Here is a 21,939-nt window from a genome sequence, read left to right as displayed (position 1 = left end):
CCCGTGTCTGCAGGAGGACGACCCGATGAGCGACCTGTACCCGGTGGATGCCGCATTCGCGGCCCAGGCCAACACCACCCGCGAGGCGCTGGCGCGCGCGGTGGCGCAGGCGGAGCAAGCGCCCGAAGCGTTCTGGGCCGGTCTGGCCCAGCGCCTTGAGTGGTACAGGGTGCCCACCCAGATCAAGGACGTCAGCTATGACCTGAGGGAGTTCCGCATCCGCTGGTATGCCGACGGCGAGCTCAATGCCAGCGTGAACTGCCTGGATCGCCACCTCGCGGAACATGGCGAGAAGGTCGCGCTGATGTTCGAGCCGGATGATCCGGCCGCGCCGGGGCAGCGCATCACTTACCGCGAGCTGCACGCGCGCGTGTGCCGGCTGGCGAACGCGCTGCGCAATCTCGGCGTGCGCAAGGGCGACCGGGTGACGATCTACCTGCCGATGATCCCGGAGGCGGTGGTGGCGATGCTGGCCTGCGCGCGCATCGGGGCGGTGCACATGGTGGTGTTCGGCGGTTTCGCTCCGCACTCGATCGCCGACCGCATCGCCGACTGCGGCAGCAAGCTCATCATTACCGCAGATGAAGGCGTGCGTGGCGGCCGCAAGGTGCCGCTGAAGGCGAACGTGGACGAAGCGCTGAAGCTGCCCGGCACGCAGTCGGTGGAGACCGTGCTGGTGGTGCGCCGCACCGGCGCCGCGGTGCCCATGCAGATGCCGCGCGACCGCTGGTTCGACGCGGTGGTGGATGGCCAGCCGGAAACCTGCGAGCCGGAGCGCATGAACGCGGAAGATCCGCTGTTCATCCTCTACACCTCCGGCAGCACCGGCAAGCCCAAGGGCGTGCTGCACACCACCGGCGGCTATCTGGTGTGGGCCAGCTACACGCACGCGCTGGTGTTCGATCTCAAGCCCGACGATGTGTACTGGTGCACCGCCGACATCGGCTGGATCACCGGCCACAGCTACATCGTGTATGGCCCGCTGGCCAACGCCTGCACCCAGGTGCTGTTCGAGGGCGTGCCGAACTACCCCGATGTCTCGCGCTTCTGGCAGGTGGTCGATAAATACCGGGTATCGATCTTCTATACCGCCCCGACCGCCATCCGCGCGCTGATGCGCGAGGGCGAGGCGCCGGTGAAACGCACCTCACGGCAGTCGCTACGCGTGCTGGGCAGCGTGGGCGAGCCGATCAACCCCGAGGCCTGGCGCTGGTACTACGAGGTCGTTGGCGAAGGCCGCTGTCCGATCGTGGATACCTGGTGGCAGACCGAGACCGGCGGCATCCTCATTGCCCCCATTCCCGGCGCCACCGACCTCAAGCCTGGCTCGGCCACCCGCCCGTTGCCCGGGATCCGTCCAGCGCTGGTGGACGCCGCCGGCGAGCGCCTGGACGGGGCGGCCGAAGGCAATCTGGTGCTGCTCGATTCCTGGCCGGGCCAGATGCGCACGGTGTACGGCGACCATCAGCGCTTCATCGACACCTACTTCAAGACTTACACCGGCATGTATTTCACCGGCGACGGCTGCCGCCGCGACGCCGACGGCGATTACTGGATCACCGGTCGCGTCGATGATGTCATCAACGTCTCCGGCCACCGCATCGGCACCGCCGAGGTGGAAAGCGCGCTGGTGGCGCACCCGAAGGTGGCCGAGGCCGCGGTGGTGGGCTTCCCGCATGACCTCAAGGGCCAGGGCATCTACGCCTACGTCACCCTGCTGGCGGGCGAGCAGGAAAGCGACGCCCTGCGCGCCGAGCTGGTGGCCTGGGTGCGCCGCGAGATCGGCCCGATCGCCACGCCCGATGCGATCCAGTTCGCGCCGGCCCTGCCCAAGACCCGCAGTGGCAAGATCATGCGCCGCATCCTGCGCAAGATCGCCGAGAACGCGCCCGATCAGCTGGGCGACACCAGCACCCTGGCCGATCCGTCGGTGGTGGACGCGTTGGTGCGCGGTCGGTCATCGGCTTGATGCGCAGCGGCGCTGCCCCGCTGGGTCGTTTCAGAACCCGTAGCGCAGGAAGCCGCCGTCCACGGCGATGCATTCGCCGGTGATGTAGCTGGCCGCGGGCAGGCACAGGAAGGCGGCCGCCGCTGCGACTTCCTCTGGCTCGCCCACGCGGCCAAGCGGTGTGCGCAGCAGTACTTCGTCCAGGTAGTCGGGGTCGGCCAGCTTGGCTTGGGTGCGGCGGGTGCGGATGTACCACGGCGCCACCGCGTTCACGCGGATGCCGTCCTCCGCCCACTCCACCGCAAGGTTCTTGGTCATCTGGTGCAGCGCGGCCTTGCTCATGCCGTAGGGCGCGCCGCTGCGCACGTGGGTGAGGCCGGCGACGCTGCCGATGTTGACGATGCTCGAGGCGGCATGCCGCGACAGCAGCGGATGTGCGAGCCGGCATAGCTCGAAGGCGGAGAACAGGTTGGTCTCGAAGATCCCGCGCCACTGGTCCTCGCCATAGTCCAGCGTGGGACGGGTGAGGTTGCCGCCGGCATTGTTGACGAGGATGTGCATCCCCCCCTGATCGGCAACCCAGTCGATGATCTCGGCGCGCTGTTCGTCGTCGGTGACGTCGGCGGGCAGCGCCAGCACGGCGTCCTCCGGCCCGGGGAACTCCTCTTCCAGCTCGGCGCGGGCCTGTTCCAGCAAGTCGGCATCGCGCGCCACCATCAGCACCTGCGCGCCCAGGCCGAGCAGTTCGCGACAGATCGCCAGGCCAATGCCGGCGCTGGCGCCGGTCACCAGCGCGCGTTGTCCGAGCAGGCTCCAGCGGGGCGAATGCATGAGGGTCTCCATTGCGGCGTCCGGCGTAGGATGATAGGCCAAGCCCGTCGCCGGAGATCGCCATGTCGCGCGCCCTGTTGCTGCCGTTCGCCCTCGCTACGCTGCTCACGGCCTGTTCGGATCCGGCGCCGCCGAACCCCGAGCGTCCGCCGGTGCCGAAGGCGTCGCCTGCGCCAGCCTCGCCGATCACCGCGACCGCCAACGCCTACAAGGACGCCGCGCGCGAGGCGGTGGATGCGACCCAGGCGCAGGCCGCGGAACAGGCGCGAGCCGCGGAGCAGGCGGCGCAATGAGGCCGCCCACCGCCCGCGCGGCGGCTCAGCGCGGCTCGCAGAAGCAGTAGGCGAGCGCCGTCACCCGCGGCGGGCCGCGGCGGTCCAGCGCGGCCTGCGCGAAGCGCAGCGGCGCGGTCTGGCTCAGGCCGTGCAGACGGCTGGCCAGCAGCCAGTCGGCGGCCCCAGTAGTGCGCAGCAGCGCCAGCCCGGCGCGGCTTTGCATCAGATCGCTCAGCCACTGCGAGAACGTGGTCGCGTCCGCTTCCAGGAAGCGCACCTGCCAGTGTTCGCGCGCGCCCAGCTTGGCGCGTGCGGCGGCATCGGCGATGGCGTCGTCGAGCCCGCCGAAGGCGTCCACCAGCCCGCGCTGCCTGGCTTGTGCGCCGCTCCACACCCGGCCCTGCGCGACCGCGTCGATCTGCTCCACGCGCTTGCCGCGCGCCTTGGCCACCTTGCCGGTGAAATCTCGGTAGCCCTTCTCGATCACCGCCTGCACGGTGGCAGCCACGCCCGGGTCGAGCGGACGGGTGATGTCGAACGCGCCGGCGTAGCGCGCGGTGGCTACGCCGTCGGTGTGCACGCCGAGCTTGCCGAGCGTGCGATCGATGGTGGGGAACAGGCCGAAAATGCCGATCGAGCCGGTGATGGTGGACGGATTGGCATAGATGCGGTCGGCGTCCATGCTGATCCAGTAGCCGCCGGAGGCGGCCACATCCCCCATCGACACCACCACCGGCTTGCCGGCCTGCTTCAGCGCCGCGACTTCGCGGCGGATCTGCTCGGAGGCGAACACCTCGCCGCCCGGTGAGTTCACGCGCAGCACCACCGCCTTCACGGCGTCATCGTCGCGCGCCTGCCGCAGCAGGGCGGCGGTGGAATCGCCGCCGATCCTGCCGGGTGGCTGGATGCCGCCGCTGATTTCGCCTTCGGCCACCACCACCGCCACCTGCGGGCGCGCGTCGGTCTGCGGTAGCGCGCCGTCCATGTGCTGCAGATAGGTGTCCAGCCCGACCTGGCGGAAGCCGCCGTCGGCATCGGGGTCGGCCACTCCGCGTTCGGCCAGCAGCGCATCCACCTCGTCGCGGGTCTTCAGCGCGGTCACCAGCTTCTGCTGCAGCGCCAGCTGCGCCAGGTCGCCGCGAGCCGCCACCACCTGCTGCGGCAGAGTGTCGGCGTAGTGCTGAAGCTGCGCAGGGGTCAGCCCGCGCGCGCGGCCGATGTCGTCCAGCAGGCGCTGCCAGACGTCCCCCATCCAGTACAGGTCGGCTTCCTTGGCAGCCGGCGAGGCGGCATCCAGCACATAGGGTTCGGCTGCGGACTTGTAGGTGCCGACCTTGAACAGATGCATGTCCACGCCGAGCTTGTCCTGCAGCGCCTCGCGGTAGTACTGGCGATAGGCGGCCAGGCCGTCCAGCATCACGCCGCTGGGGGACATCGGGTCGAGGTAGATCTCGTTGGCCTGCGCGGCCAGCAGATACTGGCCCTGCGAATAGCCCTCGCCATAGGCGATCACCTGCTTGCCGGCGGCGCGGAGCGCGGCCAGCTTGGCGGCGATTTCCCGCAGCGAGGCAAAACCGGAGGGCTGCAGGTCATCCAGGAAGACCGCCACCCGCTCGATCCGCGCATCGGTGCGCGCGGCGTCGAGCGCGCGCAGCGCGTCGCGCAGCCGGACTTCGCTGCAATCCTCGCTGTGGGCGGCGCGCGCCAGGCTGCGGCTGAAGGGGTCGCAGCTGTATTGCTCCACCAGCCGGCCTTGCGGCGCGAACACCAGAGTGGTGCGGGATTGCAGCGGCGCCAGCCGGCCGCTGCCCAGCATGGCCAGCAGCAGCAACAGCACGACGATCAGGAACAGCAGGTTCAGCAGCAGCCGACGGGTGAAGTCGAGGGCCTGCCAGCTGGCGATGATCAGGCGGACGATGGGGCCGCGGCGGCGCGGTTCGTTCATTGGGGTGCTCCGTGGGGGATGCGCCGACGGCGCGCGGCGCGGGAGGGAATGCTAGTGGGGATGGTGGAGGGAATCATCCGGCATCGGTCATGGTGACCACCGGCGCGGGTGAAGACGGCATGGGGAGGCGCCGGCTGCTGCGCAAGAAGCGCCGCAGCAGCAGCGTCGCGGCAACGGTCAGGCCGGCGGTCAGGCCCAGCCACATGCCGGGCGCGCCCCAGCCCAGGGCCAGCCCCAGCCCGGCGCCGACCGGCATGCCGATGCCCCAGTACGCCAGCGCCGCCAGCCACATCGGCACCCGGGTGTCCTTGAGGCCGCGCAGGGCGCCCGCCGACACCACCTGGATACCATCGGGAAACTGGAACAACGCGGCAAGCAGCAGCAGGCGGCCGGCCAGCGCGATCACCGCGGGATCGGTCGTGTACAGCGTGGCGATCGCGGTGTGCCCCAGCAGCAGCGTCAGCGCCGAGCCGGCCTGGGTGGCCAGCGCCAGCGCGAACCCGGCGAACGCGGCGCGGCGCACGCCCTCGCGGTCGCCGCGGCCGAGCGCGTGGCCCACCCGAACGGTGGTGGCTTCGGCCAGCCCGAACGGCACCATGAAGCACAGCGAGGCCACGTTCAGCGCGATCTGATGCGCGGCCGCCGGCACTTCGCCCAGGCGCCCGATCAGCAGCGCGGTCGCCGCGAACAGCCCGCCTTCCATCAGCACCGTCACCCCGATCGGCAGCCCGGTGCGCAGCAGGCCGGCGATCACCGCCCAGCGCGGCGGCTCCCAGTGCGCGAACAGGGCGAGATCGGCGAACCGGCGCGCGCGCCACAGGTACAGCGCCAGCGCCAGTGCCTGCAGCCAGAACATCAGCGCCGAAGCGATGCCCACCCCGGCGGCGCCCAGCTCGGGCAGGCCCAGCAGGCCATTGGTCAGCGCATAGCCCACCGGCGCCAGCAGCAGCAAGCCGCCGAAGCCGACCACCATGGTCGGCAGCGACCAGTGCAGGCCGTCGCTCAGATAGCGCATGGCCAGATACAGAGTGAAGCCGGGGATGCCCCAGCGGATCGCGTGCAGGAAGGCGGTTGCGCCGGGTGCGATGTCGGGCGCGATCCCCATCGGTCGCAGCGCCAGCGGCAGCAGCGAGATCAGCGCGAACAGCAGCCCCCCCAGCATCGCCGCCAGCCACAGCGCCTGCCGGAACAGCGGGCCGATCTCCGCGCGGCGGCCGCCGCCGTCCAGCTGCGACACCGACGGCGGCAGCGCCATCAGGGTGCCCATCGGCGCCAGCATCGGCAGCCAGAACAGCGCCGCGCCGACCGAGACGCTGGCCAGGGTGGTGGTACCGTGGTGGCCGGCGACCACGGTGTCGATCAGGCCCACCAACCCATGCGACAAATGCCCGGCCGCCAGCGGCGCGGCCAGGCGCGCGGTCAGGGCCGCATCGTGGCGGAGGCGGGAGAACGGGGAGGGCATGGGGGTGAGGGACGCGGACCACGCTGGCCGATGCGTCTGCGCGCATTCTACCGGGATGCGTGAGTACGGCGTACGGCGTGCCCTTGGGGCGGCGCAAGCGCACCTTGTCTGATCGCTCGAGCGAGCGTCCTGAACCCTGGGCGGCGTCCTGCCCGCCTCGGAAACGCCGGCCCGGTCCGCCGGCGTCAGCAGCGGCAGCACGAACGCGGTGTGGGCCTGCGCTACCTGGCGGCCGTCGGTGCTCATCTTGATCACGAGCGGGAACTGCTCTCTTTGCAGTCGATCCCCGCGTGCGCGGGAGACCCCTAGCCGACCATGCCGCCGTGCCTTTTATCGCGAGTCGATCCCCGCGTGCGCGGGAGACCCCGCGCCAAGCGTTTGACATTAATCGCGATTAAGGTCGATCCCCGCGTGCGCGGGAGGCCAGCACAACTATTGATCCGGCATGGTGATTTGAAGCTCGTTCGTCCTGAGCTTGGGGAGGGGAGGCAGTCTTTGACCGGCTCAGCTGGTACGGAAGTTGAGACTTCTTCGCGCTGGCGCAATGGGTTTGGCGCATAAATACGAACGCCCGGGCAGGCCCGGGCGTTCTTGTCTCAGGCCGCTATCGCGATCAGGCCTGCCGCGGCTCCGGCGGCGGCAGGGCGTCGCTTGCCGCCTCGGCGTCCGGCTTGCGATCGTGGGCATGGTCGCGCGCCAGGTAGAGGTAGAACGCCGGCAGCACGAACAGGGTGAACAGGGTGCCGATGGTCATGCCGGAGGCGATCACCATGCCCATCGAGAAGCGCGAGGCCGCGCCCGGGCCCTTGGCCAGCAGCAGCGGGATCATCGCGAACACCAGCGCGGCTGTGGTCATCAGCACCGGGCGCAGGCGGATGCCGGTGGCCTGCTCGATCGCCTCGCGCTTGGACAGGCCCTGCTCCTGCAGCTTGTTGGCGAACTCCACGATCAGGATGCCGTGCTTGGAGATCACCCCGATCAGGGTCACCAAGCCCACCTGGGTGTAGATGTTGATGCTCATCCCGGGGAAGGCCTCGATCCCGGCGAACTGCAGCACGTTGGCCACCAGCGCCAGCACGTTCAGCGCAAGCAGCGCGCCGCTGATCGCCATCGGTACGGTCAGCAGCATGATCAGCGCGTCGCGGAAGCTCTCGAACTGCGCCGACAGCACCAGGTAGATCACGAGCAGCGCCAGCACCAGGGTCAGCAGCATGGCCGAGCCCTCCTGCTTGAACTGCCGCGATTCGCCGGCGTAGTCCACGCTGTACCCCTGCGGCAGCACGTCCTTGGCGGCCTGGTCCAGGATCGCCAGCGCCTCGCCCTTGGTCACGCCCGGGCGCGGCGCGAAGGTGATGGCCACCGCGTTGAGCTGCTGGAAGCGCTTGAGCGACTGCGGCTGGGTGCTCTCCTTGAGGGTGACGAGGGTGGACAGTGGGATCAGCTGGCCGTCGCGGGTGCGGGTGTAGTAGTTCTCGAGGTCGTGCGCGTTCAGCCGGCGCTGGCGCTCGACCTGCGGGATCACCCGGTAGGAGCGGTTCTGCATCGAGAACAGGTTGGTGTAGCCGCCGGCCAGCATCGCCGACATGTCGGCGGCGAGGGTGCGCATGTCGATCCCGAGGGTGGCGGCCTTGTCGCGGTCCACCACCACCTCGATCTGCGGCTTGTCGATCTTCAGGTCCTTGTCGAGGAAGATGAAGCGCCCGCTGGCGCGGGCCTTGGCCAGCACCGCATCCGCCAGTTCGGATAGCTGAGACAGCTCACCCACGCCGCCGATGATGAACTCGCCGCCGCTGGGGCCGCCGCCGGCGCTGGGCAGCGAGGGCGGCACCAGCGAGAACACGTTGAGGCCGGTCACCTGCGCCAGCTTCGGCTGCAGTTCCTGCTGTAGCACCTGGTTGGTGGAGCGGCTGCGCTGGCTCCACGGCTTGAGCACGAAGCCGCCCATCGCCATCGGGCTGGCGCCGCCGCCACCGCCGCCGAAGCCGCCGTTGAACAGGAAGCGGTCCTGCACCTCCGGCACGCCCTTGGCGATCCGGTTGATCTCGGCGGTATAGCGCTCGACGTAGTCGAGGGTGGCGGTGGGGTCGGCGCTGGCGACCGAGAAGATGAAGCCCTCGTCCTCCAGCGGCGCCTGTTCCTTCGGCGCGGTGCTGTACAGGAACACGCAGCTGACGAGCACGATCAGGCCGAACGCGGCGATCACCGATTTGGTTTCCAGCGCGCCATGCAGGCGCCGCTGGTAGGCCTGGCGCAGCGCTTCGAAGCGGCGGTCCAGCCAGTCCTCGAGCCGGCTCTTGGGGTGCTCGGGGTCGTGCGCCTTGAGGATGCGCGAGCTCATCATCGGGGTGAGGGTGAGCGCGATCACGCCGGACAGCAGCACTGCGCCGGCCAGGGTGAACGCGAACTCGGTGAACAGCACGCCGGTGAGGCCGCCCTGGAAGCCGATCGGCAGGTACACCGCGACCAGGGTGGTGGTCATCGCCACCACCGGCCAGGCCAGCTCGCGCGCACCGCGGATGGCGGCATCGTACGGCGACATGCCTTCCTCGATGTGGCGGTGGATGTTCTCCAGCACGATGATCGCATCGTCCACCACGATGCCGATCGCCAGCACCATCGCCAGCAGGGTGAGCAGGTTGATCGAGAAGCCCAGCACCAGCATCAGGAACAGCCCGCCGATCAGCGACAGCGGGATGGTGACCGCCGGGATCAGCACGCTGCGCAGCGAGCCCAGGAACAGGTAGATCACCACGATGACGATGACCAGCGCCTCGACGATGGTGCGGATCACCTCGTTGATGGCGTCGTTGATCGCCTCGGTGCTGTCATAGGGAATGGTGGCGGTGATGCCCTGCGGCAGCTGCGGCACGATCTGGCTGTCCCACAGCTTGCGCACGGCCTTGATGACCTCCAGCGAGTTCGCATCGGGCGCGACGTAGATGCCCATGAACGTGGCGGCCTCGCCGTTGATGCGTACCGAGGTGCTGTAACTCTCCGAGCCCAGCACGACATCGGCCACATCGCCCAGGCGGATGATCGCACCGTCCTGCTCGCGCACGATCAGCTTGCGGAACTCGTCGGCATTGCGCAGGTCGGTGCGCGCGGTCATGTCGATCGCCACCATCTGGCCCTTGGTGGAGCCGACCGCCGCCAGCACGTTGTTGGCTTGCAGCGCATTCTGGATGTCGCTGCCGGTGACCTTGAGCGCGGCCATCTTCTCCGGCTTCAGCCAGATGCGCATGGCGAAGGTGCCGGCGCCCAGGATCTCGGCGCGCTGCACGCCGGGCACGGTCACCAGCTTGGGCTGGATCACCCGGGTCAGGTAGTCGCTGATCTGGTTGTTGGTCAGAGTGTTGCTGGCGAAGGAAACGTACATCGCCGCGATCTGCTCGCCCTGCTGCAGGTCGATCACCGGATCCTGCGACTGCGGCGGCAGCTGGCCGCGCAGCTTGTTGACCTTGGCGCTGATCTGGGTCAGCACCTGGTTCGGATCCTTGTCCATCCGGATGTAGGCCTGGATGCTGCTGACCCCGGCCGAGCTGGTGGAGGCGATGTAGTCGATTCCCTCGGCGCTCGCGATCTCGCGCTCCAGCGGAGTGGTGATGAAGCCCTGGATCAGGTTGGCGTCGGCGCCGTAATAGGCGGTGGTGACGTTGACCACCGCATTGCGCAGCTCCGGATACTTGCGCACGTTCAGTTCGCTGAAGGCGCGCAGGCCCAGCAGCAGGATGAACAGGCTGACGACCATCGCCAGCACCGGCTTGCGGATGAAGATGTCGGTGAACTTCATGAGGATGTCCTGGAGACGACGGCAGGCTAGGAGCAGGCTAGGAGCGGACCGGAGGCGCCGCATGCCCAGCGCGGGGTGGCTCCTTACCTGTTCTGCACCTGTGGGTGCAGGTCGGCGGCCGGCTGCACGCGGTTGTTGATGGTCACTTCGGCGCCGTTGCGCAGCTTCAGCAACCCGGAGGTCACCACCGTCTCGCCCGGTTTCAGGCCGTCGCTGACCGCGATCAGATCCCCGCGGGTGGCGCCGGTCTTGATGAAACGCTGGGTGACGACCAGCTTGTCGCCGGTCAGCGGCTTGCCCTGCATGTCGGTCTCGCCGGGCTTGCGCGCGACCTTGGTCACCACGAACACCACGTTGCCGTACGGGTTGAAGCTGACCGCGGTCTGCGGAATCACCACGACATCTTGGGCGTTGCCGAGATCGAAAGCGACCCGGGCGAAGCTACCCGGACGCAGCAAACCCTCTGGATTGCGCAAGGTCGCTTGCACCCCGAAGTTGCGCGTGCTCGGGTTCACCTGTGGCTCCACGGCATTCACCTTGCCCACGAATACTTTGCCGGGCAGTGCGTCCACGGTGGCGGTCACCGCGGTGCCGGGCGTGACCTCGTCGATCATCTGCTCGGGCAGGGAGAAGTTGACGTAGATCGGATCCAGCTGCTGCAACGAAACGATCGTCGCGCCTGGCGCCACGTACTGGCCGAGGTTGACCTGACGGATGCCGAGCACGCCGGAGAACGGCGCGCGGATGGTCTTCTGCGCGATCAGCGCGCGCTGTGCCTCGGCCTGTGCGCGTGCGCTGGCGGCGGCGGTCTGCTTCTGCTGCACGTCGTCCTTCGACACCAGCTGATCCTGGCCCAGCCGGGTCCAGCGTTCGGCCTGTGCCTGCGCCAATGCTGCAGCCGCGTCCAGCGCTTTCAGAGTGGCTTCCTCATTGGCGGTGTTCAGCCGCACCAGCACGTCGCCGGCGCGCACCGGCTGGCCGGCCTGGAACTCGATGCTGCGCACCACGCCGCCGGACTCGGTGGTGACGTTGGTGCCGTTGACCGCCACCAGGGTGCCGACCGCCTGCGCCTGCTCGTTCCAGCGCTCGCTGCGGGCGGCATAGGTGCTCACCGCCACCGCCGGCTGCGGCATGTGGTCGAAGAACGCGTTGGTCTTGCGCGCGAACACCGCCTTGACCAGGAATACGCCGCCGAACACGACGAGCACGCCAGCCAGCATCAGGATCCAGCGCAGCGGGACATTGGGCTTGGAGGAATGGGGGGAGGTGGCAGACATGGGTTTTCCGGGAGGGAAGCGGAAGACGTGGCAAGGCTAGCATGTTTAGTGAACTTTTCGGTACACATATTGACGCATGCTGTCTGCCGCGCGTTGCCCTGTACGGAAGGCGCCGGTGGCCGGATCGCCAGGAGCAACGCCGGCACAGACAAAAACGCCCGGCAGCGGAGCTGCCGGGCGTAAAACGCGCCGAACGGAGGGGGAGCGTGTCGGCGGTATTCCTGGAGTGGAATGCGGTTGCGGGCTTACTTGGCGGCCTTGGCGCCGGCCTTGGCGGTCTTCTCGGCCTCGGCCTTGACCTGCTCGCCGACCTGCTCGAACTGGCGCTTGGCCAGCGTGCCGACCGCCTCGTAGGTCTTCAGGGTATGCGCAAAGGCTTCCTGGACGGCGCCCAGGCTGCGCTCGGCATTGGTGCGGGCAACCTGCAGGCCCTTCGGCCATACCGTCTTCAGCGCTTCGGGGTCGCGCACGTCCACCAACTCACCGGCGAAGGCAAAGGTGGCGCTGAGGTTTTCCTCGAGCGCGGCCATGTGCAGACCGAGCGCCTTCTCGGCATTGCTCAGCGCCAAGCGATGGATCTCGGCCGCCGCATCGGCGAACTGGGCGGCGGTCTTGCTGAACTGCTCGTTGAGATTGAACGAATACATGGCGGTCTCCTGCGTGGCGGCCCGGCAGGGATTGCCGGTTTGTGCAATGCAGCATATGCGGGGATTTGTTGCGATGCAACACGCGGCCGCCTGTCGCCGCTTACTATTCATGCTCGGTTCATGATTTTAGCTGGGCGGCATGCGCCGATGCGGCGCGGGATCAGCGCTGGCGCAGGCGTGGAGGGGTGTCGGGAGCTGGTTCGGGGATGGCCTGCGCGCCGGCCACCGCGCGCGCCAACGGCGCTAGATAGTGCAGGGCGCGGGCATAGACGCTGCGCTTGAACGGCACCACGTGCGCCAGCGGATACCAGTAGTCCACCCAGCGCCAGCCGTCGAACTCGGGAGCGTCGGTCAGATCCAGGCGCAAGTCCTGCTCCCGCCCGAGAAAGCGCAGCAGGAACCACACCTGTTTCTGACCGATGCAGACCAGCCGGTCGCGGTGGCGGATCGCGTGCGGCGGCAGCCGGTAGCGCAGCCAGCCGGGGGTGGCGCCCAGCACTTCCACGTGCTCGGGGCGCAGGCCGGTCTCCTCGCGCAGCTCGCGGTGCATCGCTTCCAGCGGGGTTTCATCCGTATGGATGCCGCCTTGCGGGAACTGCCAGCCGTCGCGGCGGACGCGCCGCGCCCAGAACACGCGGCCGTCGTCGCGCATCAGCACGATTCCGACATTGGGGCGAAAGCCGTCCGGATCGACCACGGTGCGGACTCCGCGAATCACTCGTTGGCCCGACTGTGCCAGCCGCCGCCGCGGACGGCAAGCGCCGGCGCGTCGATTTGACGACGGCAGGCGGGATCAGGATAATGCTTGGCTCCGTGTCGGCTATGTAGCTCAGCCGGTTAGAGCACAGCACTCATAATGCTGGGGTCGGTGGTTCGAGTCCACCCATAGCCACCACCGCCATGGCGCTTGCAACCCCGCACTTTGGCGGGGTTTTTCGTCTGCGTCCCGGCCTTTCGCCTGCCCATGGACATCTACAAGACCTTCACCATCGAGGCTGCGCATCGGTTGCCGAACGTGCCGGCCGGGCACAAATGCGCGCGCCTGCATGGGCATTCGTTCGTGATCGAGCTGCACGTCAGCGGCGAGCCGGGCGCGGAAACCGGCTGGGTGATGGATTTCGCCGAGCTCAAGGCGGCATTTCGGCCGCTGTACGAGCAGCTGGACCATCATTACCTCAACGAGATCGAGGGGCTGGAGAATCCCACCAGCGAGCGCCTGGCGATCTGGATCTGGGAGCGGCTGAAACCGCAGGTGCCGCTGCTGTCGGCCGTGGTGGTACGCGAAACCTGCACGTCCGGCTGCCGCTACAGCGGCTGACGGCGTTTCGCGATCAGCCCGGGGTCTTGCCGGCGTCCTTCTTCAGTTGCGACTGCAGGGCCGCGCGCACGCGTTCGAACTCGGTGACGATCGCGGCCACGGCGGACGCCGGATCGGTCAGCGTGCCGTCCCGCGCGCCGTGCTCGAGCTCGCGCGCGGCGTTGGCCAGGGTGGTGGCGCCGACGTTGGCGCTGGAGGACTTCAAGGTGTGCGCGGTCACCCGCAGCGCGATCGGATCGCTCGTGACCGCGGCGCGCTCCAGCTGTGCGATCAGGCGCGGCGCGTCTTCCAGATATACGGAGATGATGTTGTCCACCTCATCGCCCAGCACCTCGCGCAGTTCGCCCAGCACGTTGCCGTCGAGCACGGACGGCGCGCGCCCGGTGGGTTGATCGGCCGAGGCTGGGGAGGATTCCGGCGGCGGGGTCTCCGGCACCCGCATGCGGCTGTCTTTCCAGCGCTTGATGCATTGCTCCAGCTCGGCGCGCGTGACCGGTTTTGCCAGATAGTCGTCCATTCCGGCATCCAGGCACTTCTGGCGGTCGCCGGCCATCGCGTTGGCGGTCATCGCCACGATCGGCATGCGCCGCGCGGGCTTGCGCTGCTGCTCGATCTCCCGCCACTTGCGGGTGGCGGTATAGCCATCCAGCACCGGCATCTGGCAGTCCATCAGCACCAGGTCGTATTGACCGGATTCGAGCTTTTCCAACGCCGCCTGGCCGTTGCCGGCGGTCTCGCACTCCGCGCCCAGCACCTGCAGCAGGCGCTGCGCCACCATCAGATTGACCGGATTGTCTTCCACCAACAGCACCCGCGGCGCGTGGGTGCTGGCGGTCTTGGCCTCGTCTGGGGTGGACTGCTGAACCGGTGCGGGATGCGGATCGTGCTGTGCCCACGCCACCCCGGATCTCGACAGCGCCGCGCGCAGATCGACGTCTTCGACGTTGCGCGGAATGATGGTGGCGGAAACCGGCAGGTCGAGCGAAGTGACGTCATCCCCGCGCAGGTACACCAAGCGTGCATCGCCGTACTGCTGGCGGCGCTCCAGGTTGCGTGCCAGCGAAAGGGCGGTGCTGCGGATGCTGGACAGATCCGCCAGCACCACCGAGTAGCGCCAGGGCTCGCCCTGCGCGTGCGCCTGCCGCAGGCGCTCCAGCGCGTCGTGGGTGTTCTCCACGGTGGTGACGCGCAGCCCCCAGTTCGGCAGCAGCGTGGTGAGGCGCATGCGCAGGCGCGAATCGGTGGTGATCAACAGCACTCGCCCACCGTAGAGGTCCTGCTGCTGGGTCGGCATGTCGCCGGCGATCTTCAGCAGTGGGATTTCGAACCAGAAAGTGGAACCCAGGCCCGGCTGTGACTCCACCCCGATCTTGCCGCCCATCAGGGCCACGATCCGCTGCGAGATCACCAGGCCCAGCCCGGTGCCGCCATACAGGCGGGTGGTGGAGGCATCGGCCTGGCTGAAGGGCTGGAACAGCTTGTCGCGCACCTCCGGTTCGATGCCGATGCCGGTGTCCTGCACTTCGAAGCGCAGCAGGTGCTGGGCCGGGGTTTCGCCGATACGCTTGACGGTGACGGTGACGCTGCCGCGCTCGGTGAACTTGATCGCATTGCTCACCAGATTGCTCAGAACCTGGCGCAGGCGCACCGGATCGCCGCGCACCGGCAGCCGCACCGCGGGGTCGATGTAGAGCGTCAGGTGCAGATTCTTGGCGGCGGCCGAGCGCTCCATCAAGGTGATCACGCTCTGCAGCAGCTCACGCAGGTTGAACGCGGTGGTCTCCAGCTCCAGCCGGTTGGCCTCCAGCTTGGAGTAGTCGAGGATGTCGTCCACGATGCGCAACAGCTGCTGCGCCGAGGCGATCGCGGTGCGCAGGATTTCCTGCTGATCCGGGCTCAGGCGCGAGTTGGCGAGCAGGTCCAGCATCGGGATGATGCCGTTGAGCGGGGTGCGGATCTCATGGCTCATGGTGGCCAGGAACTCGCCCTTGGCCATTGCCGCCGCTTCCGCCGCCTGCTTGGCGCGGGTGAGCTCTTCTTCCAGCCTGGCGCGTCGGTCGAGCTCGCGCTGCAGCTGGCTGATTTCCTCCACCTGGTGCTGTGCCTGCTCGACCTGCTCGCGCAGTTCGAGCTCGCGGTTGCGCACGGCCAGCGCATAGGTGGCGCCACCGAACATGGCCAGCAGGATCAGTACCAGGGCGATCAGCTCCCACGGCCCTTGCACGCCCAGGCGTTCTGTCACCAGCGCCAGCGCCGCGCCGGCGGCCGCGCCCAGGGCCATCCAGCGGATGCTGGTCAGCGTCAGGCGAGCGCCGCCCGCGGCGTTCACAGGGTGGCGCTCCGGAAATCGAAATCCAGCGCCTGGTCGGGATGCTGGATCAGGTTGCCCTGGATGTAGTCGATGCCGGCCAGCCACAGCGCAGAGGCTGCCTGCGGATCTTCCACCGCTTGCGCGATCACCTGCAGCGCCAGGCGATGCGCATGGTCGATCGCCAGCCGCATTTCATCGCGCAGCTCGCGCGGCAGCGGGTGGCGGGCGAACTCGGCGGACAGGCGCACGAAGCCCAGCGGCAGCTCCTGCAGCAGCTGCCTGGCGTCCTCGGTGTAGCGGAACTGGCTCAGGCAGAACTGCACGCCGACCGGCACCAGCTGCTCGCAGAGCTGTTGCAGCAGCACCACGTGCACGATGGCGTCTTCCAGACGCAGGTCGATCACCAGCTGCGGACCATCCAGCTGGCGTGCTTCCAGCGCCTGCCGCAGCCACGTGGCGTAACCTTCCTGTCCCAGGGTGTGCGGAGACTGTGAGACGAACAGGCGCATCGGACGGTCTTCCGCGCGACGCTTTTGCATGAGATCCAGCGCCTGCTCCATCACCCAGCGGTCCAGCGCCGGCATCAGCCCGGCGGTCTGCGCGGCGGGCAGGAACTCGGCCGCGCGGCGCACGCTGCCGTCCGGCCCGGTCATGCGCAGCAGCACCTGGAACTGCGCCTCGTCGCTGCCGGCCACCGCCACCACCGGCTGAAAGACGAGATACAAGCCGCGGCCACCGGGCGCGAGCGCCGCCCGCAGCTCCTGCACCAGCGCGGTGTTGCCGGTGGCGTCGTGCGGGGTGTAGCTGGCGATCCCGGCAGGAGACGCCTGGGCCTCGCGCGCGGCTTCCTCCGCGGCCGCCAGTGCGGCGCCGGCATCTGCAAAACCGTGCTCATAGCTGGCGTATCCCACCGTGCAGCGCAGCCGCAGAGATTCACCGTTGACCTGGAAGTCGTGGTAGCCGATGCCGTCGCGCAGGCGGCGGGCCAACTCGTCCAGCCCCGCGCGATCCAGCCCCGGAGCCGCCACCATGAACACGTTGTCGGCCATGCGCGCGGCCGGGTAATCCCCGACCAGCTTGGCCAGGACGCCGCCGGCATCGTTCATCAGGGTTTCGTAGGCGGCATAGCCGTAGCGGCCACGCAGCGCGCTGGCGTGGCCCATCTCCAGCAGTAGCGCGCCGCCCTTGCCGGTGGCCAGCTGTGCCTCCAGCCGCTGCATCAGCGCGGTCCGGTGGTAGAGGCCAGTGCTCGGGTGGCGCTCGGATTCCTGCGGCATCGTCGCCTGCAATGCCTGCAGGGCCCGCGCGCGCTTGATGCGGCTCTGCACGGCCACGACCAGGTGGCGCGGCCGCACCGGCTTGAGGATGAAGTCGTCGCCGCCGTGCTCCAGCACCTCCAGCTGGCGGTCGGGGTCCTGATCGCCGGTCAGGAATACCACCGGCATGTGCAGAAAGCGCGGCAGCGCGCGGATCTGCCGGGTCAGTTCGGTGCCGCTGAGGCCGGGCAGGTGCAAATCCATCAGCACCAGGTCGGGGGCAAAGCGTTCCACCGCTTCCAGCACGCGCTCCGGAACGGCGATGACCTCGGTCTGCATGCCGGCGCCGCGTAGGATCGCCTCGGCGAAAACCGCCTGGCTGCGATCGTCCTCCACGATCAGTACGCGGTAGGGAAGCGCATCGGGAGAGGTGGAGTCCTGCGGGTTGCTCATGCGGAATGCTCTGTGACCGGAGGGAGGCTCGGCAGCGCGTCGCGGGCGATAGCAGGCTCCATGGGGCGAGGTGGCACGTCCATATCGGGATTCTGACGTAAAACGCAGGCGGCAGGGGACGGCGGCGCGTCCGCGCAAGCGCTGCGCGAAGGCTGGAAGCTTTCAGTCTAAACGTCTGTTTCGCGTACTGCAGCGTGTCGCCGCAGGCCGTCTGCTGGCCTCGCGCATGCGTGCAGGGCGGACGGCGGTTGAATCCGGGCGACGCACGCCCCATGCTGTCGGCATGGAACTGCATCAGCTCGATTCTCCTGCATCACCTGCCCCTGCAGCTCCGCTGCGTTTCACCCCCGCCGCCGCGGCCAAGGTGCGCGAACTGGTGGCGGAGGAGGGCAACCCGGGGCTGAAGCTGCGGGTGTACATCCAGGGCGGTGGCTGCTCCGGGTTCCAGTACGGCTTCGAGTTCGACGAGGGCCAGGAGCCGGACGACCTGGCGATCGCCACCGACGGCGCCACGCTGCTGGTCGATCCGCTCAGCCTGCAATACCTGATGGGCGCCGAGGTCGATTACAGCGAGTCGCTGGCCGGCGCCCAGTTCGTGATCCGCAACCCCAACGCCAAGACCACCTGCGGCTGCGGCAGCAGCTTCACCGTATGACCGCGGCCCCGGCAGCGCCGGCGTGCCCGTTCGCATTCGTGGATGGCGCGCTCGACCGCGCCGACCATCTGCGCAGCGATCCTGCGGCCCTGGCCGCGCTGTGGCCGCAGGCCGGCGTGATCGCGCTGGACGCGCGCGGGCAGGCGCCGGTGGATGCCGGCGGGCAGCTGCTGGAACTGGCCGCCGCCGCGGTGGCGGGCGGTCCCCAGGGCTGCACCTTCCTCGGCCTGCGCGACGGGCGCGCCTGGTTCCTGGCCGAGGCCGCCGCGCCCGCGGCTGCCGGCTGGCTGGATCTGCGCAGCGCCGCCGTGCAGTGGCCGGCCTGGCAGTCCACCCTGTTCGCGCAGGCGCGCGCGCTGCAGCACTGGCACCAGCGCCACCGGTTCTGCCCGGCCTGCGCCGGTCCGCTGCGGTTCGCCCGCGGCGGCTGGCTGGGCGTGTGCGATGCCTGCGGCAGCGAGCACTACCCGCGCACCGACCAGGCCATGATCGCCGCGGTCACCGACGGCGAGCGCCTGCTGCTGGCGCGCCAGGCCCGCTGGCCGCGGCGGCGCTGGTCGGTGCTGGCCGGCTTCGTCGAACCCGGCGAGACCCTGGAGCAGACGGTGGTGCGCGAGGCGATGGAGGAAACTGGCGTGCGCGTGCACGCCCGCAGCGCGCGCTACCTCGCCTCGCAGCCGTGGCCGTTCCCGGGCTCCCTGATGCTCGGCTTCATCGCCCGCGCCGAACCTGATCCGCCGCAGGTCGGGGAGGAGATCGAGGCCGCGCGCTGGTTCAGCGCCGAGGAGGTGCGCGCGGCGCTGGCGCGCGACTGGACCGATGCCGACGGCCCCGGCGACGACATCGTGCTGCCGTCGCCCATTTCCATCGCCCGCCACGTGATCCAGACCTGGCTGGACGAATACGACGCCGCGCGCGCCGCCGGCTAGACTGGCGGGCATGGCCATCACCCTGCTTGCGGTCGTCATCGCCCTGGCCCTGGGCCATCTGGCGCCGGGCCTGGCCGCGCGCCTGCGGCGGTTCGAGGCCTATCGCGCCTGGCTGCGCTGGCCGGGGCCGCGCCTGCCGGCGGCGCTGTACCTGCTGCTGGCGCCGGGCCTGCCGGTGCTGGCGCTGGGCTTGGTGCAGCTGGGCCTGCGCCCGCTGGGCTGGGGCCTGCCCAGCCTGCTGCTGGGGATCGCCGTGCTGTTCTGGTGCTGGGGCCCGCGCGACCTCGACCGCGACGTGGCGGCGGTGCTGACGGCCCCGGACGAGACCGCCCGCCGCGCCGCCGCCGCCCGCCTGTGGCCGCCGGCAGGCGCGCCGGCCGACGCCGGAGCCTGCGTCGAAGCGGTGTTTCGCGGCGCGCGCCGGCGCTGGTTCGGCGTGCTGTTCTGGTTCTGCCTGCTGGGGCCGGCGGGCGCGCTGCTGTACCGGCTGGCGGCGCTGGCGGCGGAAGACCAGGCCGAGGCGGTGCCCGCGGCCGCACAGCCGCTTGCGCGCACCCTGCTGGCGCTGCTGGACTGGCCGGTGACCCAGCTGATGCTGTTGGCGCTGGCGGTGGTGGGCGATGCCGTCGCGGTCACCGCGGCTTGGCGCCGGCCCGGCGCATTCGGGCTGCAGGGCGGCCTGCTGGGCGCGGCGGCGCGCGCCAGCGTGCGTACCGACATCGCCGAGGAAGTCGCCGATTACACCGCCGCCGGCATTCCCGCCGAGGCCGCGCTGGCCGAGGTGTTCGGCCCGCTGCCGGAGCTGCGCGAGGCGATGAACCTGATCTGGCGCATCCTGCTGCTATGGCTGGTGGTGCTGGCCCTGTTCGTGGTGGCCGGCTGGGTGGGCTGAGGCGCGCCGAGATACCGCGTCCGCTCCGGTTCATGCCGCATCCCCGCGCAGGGCGCGGACCTGGGCTTCCAGCAGGGCGGCGCTGGCCTGCGTGCCCGGAATCGGCGCCCCGGCGACGACCTCGATATGCGCGCGCAGCCGGCGCGGCAGGCGCATGCGGCCCAGGCGCCCGCTTTCGGCAGACGCGCTGCGCCGGCTCCACATGCTGCCCCACATGTTGCGCAGCGCCAGCGGCACCACCGGCACGTCCTGCCCGCGCGCGGCGGCGCGCTGCAGGATTTTCTCCACCCCGGACTTGAACGGCGCGATCTGGCCGTCCTTCGTCAGCGCGCCTTCCGGGAAGATGCACACCAGCTCGCCCGCGGCCAGCGCCGCGTCCACCGCGTCGAACGCGCGCTGCATGATCTCGGGGTTCTCGCGGGCCCCGGCGATCGGGATCGCCCTGGCGGTGCGGAAGATCCAGCGCAGCACCGGGATATCGAAGATCTTGTAATACATCACGAACCGCATCGGACGCGGGATGCTGGCGGACAGGATCAGCGCATCCATATAGCTGACGTGGTTGCATACCAGCAGCGCCGCGCCCTCGTCCGGCACGTGGTCTTCGATGCCGTGCAGCTTCACCCGGTACAGCGTGCGCACCAGCAGCCAGCTCAAAAAGCGCATGAAGAACTCGGGCACGATCGTGAAGATCCACAGCGCCACCAGCGTGTTGGCGATCGCCAGCGCCAGGAACACCTGCGGGATCGTCCAGCCGAGGATGCGCTGCAGCGCCAGACCAATGAGCGCGGCGGCGACGATGAACATCGCGTTCTGGATATTCATGCCGGAGATCACCCGCGCCAGCTCGTTGCGCGGTGTGCGGCTCTGGATCAGCGCGAACAGCGGCACCACGAAGAAGCCGGTGAACACCCCGATGCCGGTCAGGTCCAGCATGATCCGCCAGCTGCCGGGGACGTGGACGAACTCCAGCACCGACAGCCCGTGCGCCAGCGCCTGCCCGGGCCGCGCGAAATACAGGTCGAGCAGGAACGCGCTGACGCCGAACGCGCCCAGCGGCACCAGGCCGATTTCCACCGTGCGGGAGGACAGCTTCTCGCACGAAATCGAGCCGATCCCGACGCCCACCGAGAACAGCGCCAGCGCGAAGATGTACAGCGCCTGGGTGCCGCCGAGGTTGGCCTGCGCGTACACCGGCAGCTGCGCGGTGAGCACGGTGCCGACGAACCAGAACCAGCTCACGCCCAGCACCGCGTTGCGCACCGCCAGCTGCCGGCGCGTCAGCTGCCAGATGCGCCAGGACTCGCGCAGGATGTTCCAGTCCACCTTCAGGCCCGGGTCGCCGGCATCCACCTTCGGGATGCGCCGCGCCAGCGTGTTGCCGGCGATCGCCAGCAGCACCACCGAGGCCGCCGCCAGCTGCGGGCCGTGATCGCCGGCCAGCTGGAAGACCGCGCCGCCGTAGATCATCCCCAGCAAAATCGCCACCGAGGTGCCCATCTCCACCAGCCCGTTGCCGCCGGTCAGTTCCTCCGGCTTCAGCACCGAGGGCAGGATCGAATACTTCACCGGCCCGAACAGGGTGGACTGCAGCCCGGTGCCGAACAGCGCCACCAGCAGCACCGGCATGCTCTGCAGCAGGAAGCCCACCGCCGCCAGCGACATCACCGCGATCTCCATCGAGGTGGTGATCACGATGAGCTTGTGCTTCTCCAGCTTCTCCGCGATCTGCCCGGCGCTGGCCGAGAACAGGAAGAACGGCAGGATGAAGACCGCCGGCGCCAGGTTCGCGTACAGCCCCATCTGGCGGCTATCCACCGCCATGTACGCCAGCAGCCCGATGATCGCCTGCCGGTACACGTTGTCGTTGAACGCCCCCAGCGCCTGCACCACGAAGTAGGGCAGGAAGCGGCGCTGCCGGAGCAGGTCGAACTGCGAGTGGGCCATGGC

General features: G+C 69.3%; 15 protein-coding genes, 1 tRNA gene and 1 pseudogene. 7 read left to right on the top strand and 10 right to left on the bottom strand.

All coding sequences use genetic code 11. From position 1 onward, the window contains the following. Positions 1-25: 25 nt before the first annotated feature. A complete protein-coding gene (gene acs, locus ML342_RS03025; RefSeq protein WP_240125454.1) occupies positions 26-1,969 on the top strand; it encodes an acetate--CoA ligase in 1,944 nt (647 codons plus the stop codon). Between the two features lie 30 nt (positions 1,970-1,999). Here the strand turns inward: acs and ML342_RS03020 are convergent, their stop codons facing one another. Then, positions 2,000-2,779 (bottom strand): SDR family oxidoreductase, encoded by a 780-nt coding sequence (locus ML342_RS03020; RefSeq protein WP_240125453.1) that lies wholly within the window; start codon positions 2,777-2,779, stop codon positions 2,000-2,002. Positions 2,780-2,841: 62 nt separating this feature from the next. Here ML342_RS03020 and ML342_RS03015 point away from each other — a divergent pair, with 62 nt between their 5' ends. Further along, entirely contained in the window at positions 2,842-3,072 is a 231-nt protein-coding gene (locus tag ML342_RS03015) for a hypothetical protein (protein ID WP_240125452.1), read from the top strand. A gap of 25 nt (positions 3,073-3,097) precedes the next feature. On the opposite strand, the gene sppA is transcribed toward ML342_RS03015, so the two are convergent. The 6 genes and pseudogenes from sppA to ML342_RS02985 all read right to left on the bottom strand — a co-directional run. Continuing rightward, entirely contained in the window at positions 3,098-4,999 is a 1,902-nt protein-coding gene (gene sppA / locus ML342_RS03010) for a signal peptide peptidase SppA (RefSeq protein ID WP_240125451.1), read from the bottom strand. A 73-nt stretch (positions 5,000-5,072) separates the two neighbouring features. Continuing rightward, positions 5,073-6,461 (bottom strand): MATE family efflux transporter, encoded by a 1,389-nt coding sequence (locus tag ML342_RS03005; protein ID WP_240125450.1) that lies wholly within the window; start codon positions 6,459-6,461, stop codon positions 5,073-5,075. A 613-nt stretch (positions 6,462-7,074) separates the two neighbouring features. Next, positions 7,075-10,251, bottom strand: a complete 3,177-nt coding sequence (locus ML342_RS03000; protein ID WP_240125449.1) for an efflux RND transporter permease subunit — start codon at positions 10,249-10,251, stop codon at positions 7,075-7,077. 83 nt (positions 10,252-10,334) lie between these two features. After that, positions 10,335-11,528: an efflux RND transporter periplasmic adaptor subunit gene (locus ML342_RS02995; protein ID WP_240125448.1), complete on the bottom strand. Its 1,194-nt coding sequence runs from the start codon at positions 11,526-11,528 to the stop codon at positions 10,335-10,337. A gap of 245 nt (positions 11,529-11,773) precedes the next feature. Then, positions 11,774-12,175 (bottom strand): phasin family protein, encoded by a 402-nt coding sequence (locus ML342_RS02990; protein WP_240125447.1) that lies wholly within the window; start codon positions 12,173-12,175, stop codon positions 11,774-11,776. 205 nt (positions 12,176-12,380) lie between these two features. Then, positions 12,381-12,872 (bottom strand): annotated as a pseudogene (locus ML342_RS02985) (RNA pyrophosphohydrolase); the annotation flags it as partial. A gap of 121 nt (positions 12,873-12,993) precedes the next feature. On the opposite strand from ML342_RS02985, the gene ML342_RS02980 reads away from it, so the two are divergent. After that, a tRNA-Met gene (locus tag ML342_RS02980) sits at positions 12,994-13,070 on the top strand. A 69-nt stretch (positions 13,071-13,139) separates the two neighbouring features. Then, the gene (gene queD / locus ML342_RS02975; protein ID WP_240125446.1) at positions 13,140-13,493 is read left to right on the top strand and encodes a 6-carboxytetrahydropterin synthase QueD; all 354 of its coding nucleotides are present in this window, start codon (positions 13,140-13,142) and stop codon (positions 13,491-13,493) included. A gap of 13 nt (positions 13,494-13,506) precedes the next feature. Here queD and ML342_RS02970 read toward each other — a convergent pair whose 3' ends face one another. Beyond that, the gene (locus tag ML342_RS02970; protein ID WP_439655138.1) at positions 13,507-15,822 is read right to left on the bottom strand and encodes an ATP-binding protein; all 2,316 of its coding nucleotides are present in this window, start codon (positions 15,820-15,822) and stop codon (positions 13,507-13,509) included. Beyond that, positions 15,819-17,513: an EAL domain-containing protein gene (locus ML342_RS02965; RefSeq protein WP_240125445.1), complete on the bottom strand. Its 1,695-nt coding sequence runs from the start codon at positions 17,511-17,513 to the stop codon at positions 15,819-15,821. The genes ML342_RS02970 and ML342_RS02965 overlap by 4 nt, the downstream gene beginning before the upstream one ends. Before the next feature lie 283 nt (positions 17,514-17,796). Between ML342_RS02965 and erpA the strand changes: the two genes are divergently transcribed. Genes erpA through ML342_RS02950 form a run of 3 tightly spaced genes read left to right on the top strand, consistent with a single transcriptional unit; the run spans position 17,797 to position 19,989 of the window. Then, positions 17,797-18,168, top strand: coding sequence for an iron-sulfur cluster insertion protein ErpA (erpA, locus tag ML342_RS02960; protein ID WP_240125444.1), 372 nt, complete (start codon positions 17,797-17,799; stop codon positions 18,166-18,168). Next, the gene (nudC, locus tag ML342_RS02955) at positions 18,165-19,097 is read left to right on the top strand and encodes an NAD(+) diphosphatase (protein ID WP_240125443.1); all 933 of its coding nucleotides are present in this window, start codon (positions 18,165-18,167) and stop codon (positions 19,095-19,097) included. The genes erpA and nudC overlap by 4 nt, the downstream gene beginning before the upstream one ends. A gap of 10 nt (positions 19,098-19,107) precedes the next feature. Further along, entirely contained in the window at positions 19,108-19,989 is an 882-nt protein-coding gene (locus ML342_RS02950) for a hypothetical protein (RefSeq protein ID WP_240125442.1), read from the top strand. Positions 19,990-20,019: 30 nt separating this feature from the next. On the opposite strand, the gene ML342_RS02945 is transcribed toward ML342_RS02950, so the two are convergent. Next, positions 20,020-21,936: an MFS transporter gene (locus ML342_RS02945; RefSeq protein WP_240125441.1), complete on the bottom strand. Its 1,917-nt coding sequence runs from the start codon at positions 21,934-21,936 to the stop codon at positions 20,020-20,022. Between the last annotated feature and the right edge of the window lie 3 nt (positions 21,937-21,939).

This window comes from Thermomonas alba (genome assembly GCF_022419205.1).
In the GTDB taxonomy this organism is placed as follows: Bacteria; Pseudomonadota; Gammaproteobacteria; order Xanthomonadales; family Xanthomonadaceae; genus Thermomonas; species Thermomonas alba.
This window is presented reverse-complemented; position numbering and strand designations above follow the sequence as displayed.

Bases quoted from the DNA above. Each gene is read 5' to 3' on its own strand.
- acs (WP_240125454.1), top strand. From the start codon at position 26: ATGAGCGACCTGTACCCGGTGGATGCCGCATTCGCGGCCCAGGCCAAC.
- ML342_RS03020 (WP_240125453.1), bottom strand. From the start codon at position 2,779: ATGCATTCGCCCCGCTGGAGCCTGCTCGGACAACGCGCGCTGGTGACC.
- ML342_RS03015 (WP_240125452.1), top strand. From the start codon at position 2,842: ATGTCGCGCGCCCTGTTGCTGCCGTTCGCCCTCGCTACGCTGCTCACG.
- sppA (WP_240125451.1), bottom strand. From the start codon at position 4,999: ATGAACGAACCGCGCCGCCGCGGCCCCATCGTCCGCCTGATCATCGCC.
- ML342_RS03005 (WP_240125450.1), bottom strand. From the start codon at position 6,461: ATGCCCTCCCCGTTCTCCCGCCTCCGCCACGATGCGGCCCTGACCGCG.
- ML342_RS03000 (WP_240125449.1), bottom strand. From the start codon at position 10,251: ATGAAGTTCACCGACATCTTCATCCGCAAGCCGGTGCTGGCGATGGTC.
- ML342_RS02995 (WP_240125448.1), bottom strand. From the start codon at position 11,528: ATGTCTGCCACCTCCCCCCATTCCTCCAAGCCCAATGTCCCGCTGCGC.
- ML342_RS02990 (WP_240125447.1), bottom strand. From the start codon at position 12,175: ATGTATTCGTTCAATCTCAACGAGCAGTTCAGCAAGACCGCCGCCCAG.
- queD (WP_240125446.1), top strand. From the start codon at position 13,140: ATGGACATCTACAAGACCTTCACCATCGAGGCTGCGCATCGGTTGCCG.
- ML342_RS02965 (WP_240125445.1), bottom strand. From the start codon at position 17,513: ATGAGCAACCCGCAGGACTCCACCTCTCCCGATGCGCTTCCCTACCGC.
- erpA (WP_240125444.1), top strand. From the start codon at position 17,797: ATGGAACTGCATCAGCTCGATTCTCCTGCATCACCTGCCCCTGCAGCT.
- nudC (WP_240125443.1), top strand. From the start codon at position 18,165: ATGACCGCGGCCCCGGCAGCGCCGGCGTGCCCGTTCGCATTCGTGGAT.
- ML342_RS02950 (WP_240125442.1), top strand. From the start codon at position 19,108: ATGGCCATCACCCTGCTTGCGGTCGTCATCGCCCTGGCCCTGGGCCAT.
- ML342_RS02945 (WP_240125441.1), bottom strand. From the start codon at position 21,936: ATGGCCCACTCGCAGTTCGACCTGCTCCGGCAGCGCCGCTTCCTGCCC.